This window comes from Kutzneria sp. 744 (assembly GCF_000568255.1).
Taxonomy (GTDB): domain Bacteria; phylum Actinomycetota; class Actinomycetes; order Mycobacteriales; family Pseudonocardiaceae; genus Kutzneria.
This window is the reverse complement of sequence record NZ_KK037166.1, coordinates 221,232-228,607: the sequence shown is the minus strand read 5'-3', so window position 1 is coordinate 228,607 and position 7,376 is coordinate 221,232. Positions and strand designations below refer to the sequence as shown.

Genomic DNA, 7,376 nt, shown 5'->3' with positions numbered 1-7,376 from the left:
CCGCGGCTGTCCGACGGGGTGGCGTTGCGGTACTTGCCGGTGAGCACGCCGCGTCCGATGGGGGCCCAGCACAGTGTGCCGAGGCCGTGGTGTTTGGCGGCCGGCAGGACTTCGCGTTCGACGCCGCGTTCGAGCAGGGAGTACTCGACCTGGGTGGACACCAGGGGGAAGGGGCTGGTGGCGGCGGCGGTGGCCAGTTGCCAGCCGGTGTAGTTGGAGATGCCGGCGTAGCGGATCTTGCCGGCGCGGGCGGCGGCGTCGACGGCGCTGAGGGTTTCCTCCAGTGGGACGGAGTTGTCCCAGGCGTGCAGCTGCCAGAGGTCGATGTGGTCGACGGCGAGTCGGCGCAGGGAGCCGTCGAGGGCGGTGAGCAGGGCGCCGCGGCTGGCGCCGCCGCCGAAGGGTCCGTCGTCGCGGCGGGCGACGGCTTTGGTGGCGATGATGATGTCGTCGCGTTCGACGACGTCGCCCACGAGGGCGCCGAGGATCTCTTCGGCGTCGGGGTGGACGTCGGCGGTGTCGACGAGGGTGCCGCCGGCCTCGATGTAGGCGGTGAGCTGCCTGGTGGCTTCTTCGGGCTCGGTGTCCTTGCCCCAGGTCATGGTGCCCAGCGCGAGCCGTGAGACGCGAAGGCCGCTGCGGCCGAGGTGTCTTTGCTGCACGGGTGCGAGCCTATGCCGATCTTGGCCGTTGGGCCTGTTGCCGTAGAGGTTACTGGCGGGTAGGGTCCGGCTCGTGCGACTTGGGCTGAACCTCGGATACTGGGGCGCGGGTGACGACGCCGACAACCTGGAGCTGGCCAGGGAGGCCGAGCGGCTGGGCTTCTCGGTGGTGTGGGCCGCCGAGGCCTACGGCTCCGACGCGCCGACGGTGTTGTCGTGGGTGGCCGCTCACACCTCCACCATCGACGTCGGCAGCGCGATCTTCCAGATCCCGGCTCGCACCCCGGCCATGGCCGCCATGACGGCCGCGACCCTGGACACGTTGTCGGGCGGCCGGTTCCGGCTGGGCCTGGGCGTGTCGGGTCCGCAGGTGTCGGAGGGCTGGCACGGCGTCCGGTTCGACAAGCCGCTGGCGCGCACCCGGGAGTACGTCGACATCGTGAAGTCGGCGTTGAAGCGGGAGAAGCTGCGCTACGAGGGCAAGCACTACACGCTCCCGCTGCCCGACGGGCCGGGCAAGGCGCTGACGCTGACCGTGCACCCGGTGCGGGAGCAGATCCCGATCTACCTGGCCGCGGTGGGCCCGAAGAACCTGGAGCTGACCGGCGAGATCGCCGACGGCTGGCTGGCGGTGTTCTACTCGGCCGAGTTCGCCTCCGAGTCGCTGGCGCAGGTCGCGGCGGGTCGGGCGAAGGTCGGCAAGACCCTTGAGGGGTTCGACGTCGTGCCGACCGCGCCGCTGGTGCTCGGCGACGACTGGCAGGCCGCCGCCGACCAGGTCCGGCCGTACGCGGCGCTGTACGTGGGCGGCATGGGCAGCCGGGACAAGAACTTCTACAACAACCTGGCCTGCCGGATGGGCTACGAGGCGCAGGCGGCCGAGGTGCAGGAGAAGTACCTGGCCCGCGACTACGCCGGCGCCATGGCCGCGCTGCCGGTGGAGCTGCTGGACGCCACCTCGCTGCTGGGTCCGGTGGAGCGCATCGCCGACGGGATGCAGGCGTTGGCCGGGGCCGGGGTGACGACGTTGACCGTGTCGCCGATGCACTTCGATCTCGACCTCAACGTCAAGGCGCTGCGCGCGGCGGCGGAGGCGCTGGACTCCTCGGGCGTGGCCTGACCGTAGGCTTGCCGGTGTGGCGACTCTGATTCTCCTGCGGCACGCGCAGTCCACCGCGAACGGTTCCGGGGTGTTGGCCGGTCGGTCTCCCGGTGTGCAGTTGGCCGAGTCCGGCCAGGCCCAGGCGGCCAAGCTGGTGGAACGGCTGGCCGGTGTGGAGCTGGCCGGCGTGGTGTCGTCGCCTCTACTGCGCTGCCAGCAGACCATCGCGCCGTTGACGTCCGCGCGTGGGATCGAGCCGGTGATCGAGGACGACCTGTCCGAGGTGGACTACGGCGAGTGGACCGGCAAGGCGATCAAGGACCTGCTCAAGGAGCCACTGTGGACCGTGGTCCAGCAGCATCCTTCCGCCGCCGTGTTCCCGGCCGGCGAGGGTCTGGCCTCCGTGCAGGCTCGTGCCGTCGCCGCCGTGCGCCGTCACGATGCCCGGATCACCGCCGAGCACGGTGACGAGGCCGTGTGGTTGGCGTGCAGCCACGGCGACGTGATCAAGTCCGTTCTGGCCGACGCCTTGGGCACCCACCTCGACTCCTTCCAGCGCATCGTCGCCGACCCCTGCTCGGTGTCCGTGGTCCGCTACACCCACACCCGCCCCTTCGTGGTGCGCATGAACGACCACGGCTCCGAGTACGCCGCCATCGTCCCCGTGAAGCCGAAGACCGAGGAAGAAGCCAAGGCCACCTCCGACGCCGTTGTCGGTGGCACGACGGGGGCTTGACGAACCGGGCGAAGCAGGGGCGGGGCCGAGCACTCTCTTGATAACCGGAACTAGCACTCCGTATCCTGGGTTCGTCATCGAACTCAGGGGGAACAGGCATGCCGACTCCGGCAGAGGTGTTCGAGCAGTTCCGGCAGGCCGGCGAGCGCAATGACGTCGAGGGCTTCCTCGACCTGCTGGCCGACGACGTGCTGATGGAGTGGATGTACCCGATTCCCGGCTTCCCGGGGCAGATGCGGGGGCGGGAGCAGTTGCGGGGGTTCTACGGCCGGCAGTCCGCGCGGGTGGGCAGCCACCGCAGCACCTACCGGGACGTCGTGCTGCACGAGAGCACGGACCCGGAGGTGGTGATCGCCGAGTACGTCCGCGACATGACCGCCGTGGACACCGGCGAGACCGTGACCAAGCCGTGTGTGGCGGTCCTGCGGGTGCGTGACAGCAAGATCCTCAACTTCCGGGACTACGTCCAGTTCTGAGCACGGGAGTGCCCCGGTCCCAGGGCAGGACCGGGGCACTGCGCTCAGCGCTGGGACTAGTTGACGTTGACGCCGCTCCACGCGGCGGCGACGGCCTTGTACTCGGAGCTGCCGGTGCCGCCGTACAGGTCGGCCGCGGCGGCCAGCGTGCCGGTGCGGGCCTGGGCGTACTTGGTGGTGGAGACGAACTTCGTGGTCAGGGCGCGGAACCAGATGGCCTGGGCCTTGGCGATGCCGATGCCGGTCAGCTTCGAGCCGTTGGAGGTCGGGCTGTTGTAGTTGACGCCGTTGATGGTCTTGGCGCCGCTGCCCTCGGCCAGCAGGTAGAAGAAGTGGTTGGCGACGCCGGACGAGTAGTGCACGTCCTTGTTGCCGACGGTGGAGGACCAGTAGTCGGCCGAGTTGCCGTCCTTGGAGGGCTGGTCCATGTAGCGCAGCGGCTTGCCGTTGCCGAAGATGTCGATCTTCTCGCCGATCAGGTAGTCGCCCTGGTCGGAGGCGTTCTTGGCGAAGAACTCCACGGCGGTGCCGAAGATGTCGCTGGTGCCCTCGTTGAGGCCGCCGGACTCGCCGGAGTAGACCAGGCCGGCGGTGGCGGAGGTGACGCCGTGCGACATCTCGTGGCCGGCCACGTCGATGGCGGTCAGCGGGTGGGCGTTGCCCGAGCCGTCGCCGTAGGTCATGCAGAAGCAGCTGTCGTCCCAGAAGGCGTTGACGTAGCCGCTGCCGTAGTGGACCTTGCTCAGCGCGCCGACACCGTTGTTCTTGATGCCGTTGCGGCCGAAGGTGTTCTTGTAGAAGTCCCACGTCTCGGCGGCGCCGTAGGCGGCGTCGGCCGCGGCGGTGTTGACCGTGGTGGCCTTGCCGTCGCCGAAGACGTTGTTGGCGCTGGTCGCCAGGGTGCCGGGTGCCGGAGCCGTGGTTGAGGGTGTTGACCTGCTGGTTGCCCCGCGAGCCATCCTTGAGCTGGTAGGTGCTGCCGGACTGGGTCGTGGTCAGGGCGACCGTGCCGGAGTACTCGGTGTTGCCGGTGCCGGCGGCCTCCTCGATCCCGTTGTACGAGTACAGCACCTTGCCGCTGGCGGCGTCGGTGAACACGTGCTGCTGGATCGGCGTCTGGTCGGCCCGCACGCCGGTGACCACGGTCTCGTAGGCCAGGGTCGGGGCGGTGTCGACCGCGTAGACGACCAGGGTCTGCGCCGACTTGGTCAGGCCGGTGCCGGTCACCGAGGCCAGGGCGTCCGAGGCGGCGGCGTTGGCCGACAGCTTCGGGGTGGAGGCGGGCGCGATGCGGGCGGAGTTGGCGTAGGTCACGTGGCTGACCGCGCCGGCCGCGGACTGGTCGACGACCAGGTCGCCGCCGAGCACCTTCATGCCGGCGTAGGTGCGGTCGTAGCGCAGGTGCCTAGTACCGTTCGCGTCGGTGACGACGTCCTTGACGACCAGCTTCTCCTGGCTGCCGAGTCCGAGCGTGCCCGCCAGTGCGGGCGCCTGGTCGGCGGCCGACTGCAGCGCCGCCTGGTGGGCGACGAGCGGGTTGACGGGCGCCGCGGTGGCGGTGGTGTACCCGGCGACGGAGCTGAGCAGGGCCGCGGTCACGGCCGCGGCGCAGCACAGGGTCACACGTTTCATCGAGTCTCCTCGTTCCTGGTGCAGGGCGTACGTCCGAGCGATCCGGCGCTGGCCGGATCGGACGGATCGGACATCGGGAACGGGATCGATCCTGCCGAGAGTCGAACACGGTACGTAATAGGGAAATCCCTTGCAGTGATCGGCGTTCGTTGACAGTTAAAATGTTGTTTACCCGGAGGGGGATCACTGTGCGTCACCTTGAGGTGGGTCCGGACGGGGCCCGCATGCGGTGGGTGGAGCTGGCCGGGGCGCAGCCGCCGACCGTCTACCTGCACGGCCTCGGCTCGTCGTCACCGGCCTACTTCGGGCAGGTCGCGGCGGCGACGGGCCGCCGGTCGCTGCTGGTGGACCTGCTCGGGTTCGGCCTGAGCGACCGGCCGGCCGGCTTCGGCTACACCATGGAGGACCACGCCGACACGGTCGCCACGCTGCTACGGGCCGTGGATCTGGACGGCGTGCGGGTGGTCGCGCACAGCATGGGCGGGGCGGTCGCCATCGTGCTTGCGGAGCGTCACCCCGGGCTGGTCGGGGAACTCGTGCTGGCCGAGCCGAACCTCCGTCCGGCCGAACCTCGTGCGCTGAGTGCCCGCATTGCGCGCTACCGGGAGGAGGAGTACGTGCAGACCATGCACGGCCGGATCCTGTCGGTGATCGGCACCGAATGGGCGGCAACGGCGAGGCAGGCCGACGCGGCGGCGATGCACCGCAGCGCGGTGTCGCTGGCCGGCGAGCGGGACCGATGGTTCCTACACAGCCTGTGTGCGCTGACGATCCCGCGCACGTTCCTGCTCGGCAAGCACAGCGACCCCCTGCCCGACCACCGGGCGCTGGTCGAGGCCGGCGTCACCGTGACGGTGATCCCGGACGGCGGGCACAACATGATGCTGGACAACCCGAAGGCGTTCGTGGAGGCCCTGAACCGATGAGGACCCTGATCAGCGGTGGCGCCGTTGTCAGCATGGACCCGGCCGTCGGCGATCTCCCGCGTGGCGACGTGCTCATCACCGATGGCGTGATCACCGAGATCGCGGCGCGCATCGACGCCCCCGACGCCGAGGTGATCGACGCGACCGACCGGATCGTGCTGCCCGGCTTCGTCGACACCCACCGCCACACCTGGCAGACCGCGTTCCGCGGCGTCGGCGCGGACTGGACGTTCGCCGAGTACCGGGCCGCCATGCACGGCACGCTCAAACCCCACTACACGCCCGACGACGTCTATCTCGGCAACCTGCTCGGGCGGCTGGAGGCCCTGCACTCCGGCGTGACCACGATGCTGGACTGGTTCCACTGCGCGCAGAGCCCCGCGCACGTCGACGCCGCCGTCCAGGCGCTGCGGGACGCGCCCGCCCGCTCGATCTTCTGCTACTGCGAGGGAAACGTCACCGTCCCCGTCGACGCGGCCGAGCTGCGGCGGGTCCGTGACTCCGTCGACGACGGCCTGGTGACCATGGCGTTGGGGCTGCGTGGCGCCCAACTGACCACAATGGACATCGTCGCCGCGGATCTGAAGCTGGCCGCCGAATTCGGGCTGCGTTCCAGTGTCCACATCGGATCCGGTGGCGCGCGCGGCAGCCGCCCGGTCGACGCCTACCGCGAGCACGGGCTGCTCTTGGACAGCATGACCTTCGTGCACGCCAACGGAATCGAGGACGACGAGCTGCGGATGCTGGCCGATGCCGGCTGCTCGGTGTCGGTCAGCCCGGACGTGGAGCTGAGGATGGGCTTCGGCTGGCCCATGACCGGCCGCATGCTGGCCGCCGGGCTGCGGCCGACGTTCTCCATCGACGACTGCCCGTCCGCCGGCGGCGACATGTTCGCCACCATGCGCACCGCCCTCGTCGTGCAGCGCGGCCTGGACGGCGGACTGGCGTCGAAGGACGTGCTGGAATTCGCGACCGTCGACGGCGCCCGAGCGTGCGGACTTTCCGCCCGAACGGGCAGCCTCACCCCCGGCAAGGACGCCGACGTGATCCTGCTGCGGGCCGACGACCCGAGCGTGTTCCCGTTCAACAACCCCGCCGGCACCATCGTCGCCGCCGGTCATCCCGGCCTGGTCGACACGGTCATCGTGGCCGGCCGCGTGGTCAAACGCGACGGCGCGCTGGTCGGCGTCGACCTGCCCGCGCTGCGGGCTCGCCTGCTCGAATCCCGCAACCGCATCGCCGCGGCCGCCGGTATACCGGTCGACGGCAGCTGGCGTCCCCCGACAGAATCGGAGTAACCGTCTGGGGGACACCACATGCACATCTCGTTCATCACCGCGCCCGCGCCCGGCCATGTCTATCCGACGCTGCCGCTGGTGCAGGAGCTGACCCGGCGCGGCCACCGGGTCAGCTACGCCACCTCGCCCGCCTTCGCCGACATGATCGCCGCCTCCGGCGCGCAGCTGGTGGCGCTGGACTGGTCGCCCGGCAAGATCGCGGCGGGCAAGGGCGGGCAGAAGACCGGCGAGCTGGCCGACATGCTCGTGGCCAGCATCCGCTCCACCAAGCACGTCCTGCCGGCCGTGGTCGACTGGATCACCACCGACCGGCCCGATGTGATCGTCCACGACGCCGTCACGGTGCTCGGCTCGATGATCGCCAGCAAGTTCGGGCTGCCGTCGGTCACGACCTACCCGAACTTCGCCGGCAACGACAAGTTCGACATCTCCCAGGTCCTGGTGCCGCCGGACTTCGACCCGTCGCACCCGACGTTCCAGCAGTTCCTCACCGAGATGCGCCGGCTGGCCGCCGACTTCGGTGTGCCGGTGGAGACCGTGGCCG

7 protein-coding genes and 3 pseudogenes are annotated in these 7,376 nt (G+C 70.1%); 7 read left to right on the top strand and 3 right to left on the bottom strand.

The features are described 5' to 3' along the window. Positions 1-662: aldo/keto reductase (locus KUTG_RS01150; protein WP_043727841.1), on the bottom strand; the 662-nt coding region annotated here is incomplete at its 3' end. Positions 663-735: 73 nt separating this feature from the next. Here KUTG_RS01150 and KUTG_RS01145 point away from each other — a divergent pair. The 3 genes from KUTG_RS01145 to KUTG_RS01135 all read left to right on the top strand — a co-directional run bounded on the left by KUTG_RS01145 (position 736) and on the right by KUTG_RS01135 (position 2,976). Then, a complete protein-coding gene (locus KUTG_RS01145; protein WP_043714286.1) occupies positions 736-1,782 on the top strand; it encodes an LLM class F420-dependent oxidoreductase in 1,047 nt (348 codons plus the stop codon). Positions 1,783-1,798: 16 nt separating this feature from the next. Continuing rightward, complete coding sequence (locus KUTG_RS01140; protein WP_043714284.1) at positions 1,799-2,500, top strand: histidine phosphatase family protein; 702 nt, start codon at positions 1,799-1,801, stop codon at positions 2,498-2,500. Between the two features lie 98 nt (positions 2,501-2,598). After that, the gene (locus tag KUTG_RS01135; RefSeq protein WP_052393665.1) at positions 2,599-2,976 is read left to right on the top strand and encodes a nuclear transport factor 2 family protein; all 378 of its coding nucleotides are present in this window, start codon (positions 2,599-2,601) and stop codon (positions 2,974-2,976) included. 56 nt (positions 2,977-3,032) lie between these two features. Here the strand turns inward: KUTG_RS01135 and KUTG_RS60495 are convergent. Beyond that, positions 3,033-3,939 (bottom strand): annotated as a pseudogene (locus tag KUTG_RS60495) (M4 family metallopeptidase); the annotation flags it as partial. A gap of 10 nt (positions 3,940-3,949) precedes the next feature. Here KUTG_RS60495 and KUTG_RS62945 point away from each other — a divergent pair. Beyond that, positions 3,950-4,129: a hypothetical protein gene (locus KUTG_RS62945; RefSeq protein WP_232240584.1), complete on the top strand. Its 180-nt coding sequence runs from the start codon at positions 3,950-3,952 to the stop codon at positions 4,127-4,129. Between the two features lie 215 nt (positions 4,130-4,344). On the opposite strand, the pseudogene KUTG_RS65830 reads toward KUTG_RS62945, so the two are convergent. Then, positions 4,345-4,608: pseudogene (locus KUTG_RS65830) on the bottom strand (hypothetical protein); the annotation flags it as partial. Between the two features lie 224 nt (positions 4,609-4,832). On the opposite strand from KUTG_RS65830, the gene KUTG_RS01125 reads away from it, so the two are divergent. The 3 genes and pseudogenes from KUTG_RS01125 to KUTG_RS60480 all read left to right on the top strand — a co-directional run. Beyond that, positions 4,833-5,534, top strand: coding sequence for an alpha/beta fold hydrolase (locus tag KUTG_RS01125; protein ID WP_232240582.1), 702 nt, complete (start codon positions 4,833-4,835; stop codon positions 5,532-5,534). After that, a complete protein-coding gene (locus KUTG_RS01120) occupies positions 5,531-6,832 on the top strand; it encodes an amidohydrolase family protein (RefSeq protein ID WP_043714280.1) in 1,302 nt (433 codons plus the stop codon). The genes KUTG_RS01125 and KUTG_RS01120 overlap by 4 nt, the downstream gene beginning before the upstream one ends. Before the next feature lie 18 nt (positions 6,833-6,850). Beyond that, positions 6,851-7,376: pseudogene (locus KUTG_RS60480) on the top strand (hypothetical protein); the annotation flags it as partial.

Bases quoted from the DNA above. Each gene is read 5' to 3' on its own strand.
- KUTG_RS01120 (WP_043714280.1), top strand. From the start codon at position 5,531: ATGAGGACCCTGATCAGCGGTGGCGCCGTTGTCAGCATGGACCCGGCC.
- KUTG_RS01135 (WP_052393665.1), top strand. From the start codon at position 2,599: ATGCCGACTCCGGCAGAGGTGTTCGAGCAGTTCCGGCAGGCCGGCGAG.
- KUTG_RS01125 (WP_232240582.1), top strand. From the start codon at position 4,833: ATGCGGTGGGTGGAGCTGGCCGGGGCGCAGCCGCCGACCGTCTACCTG.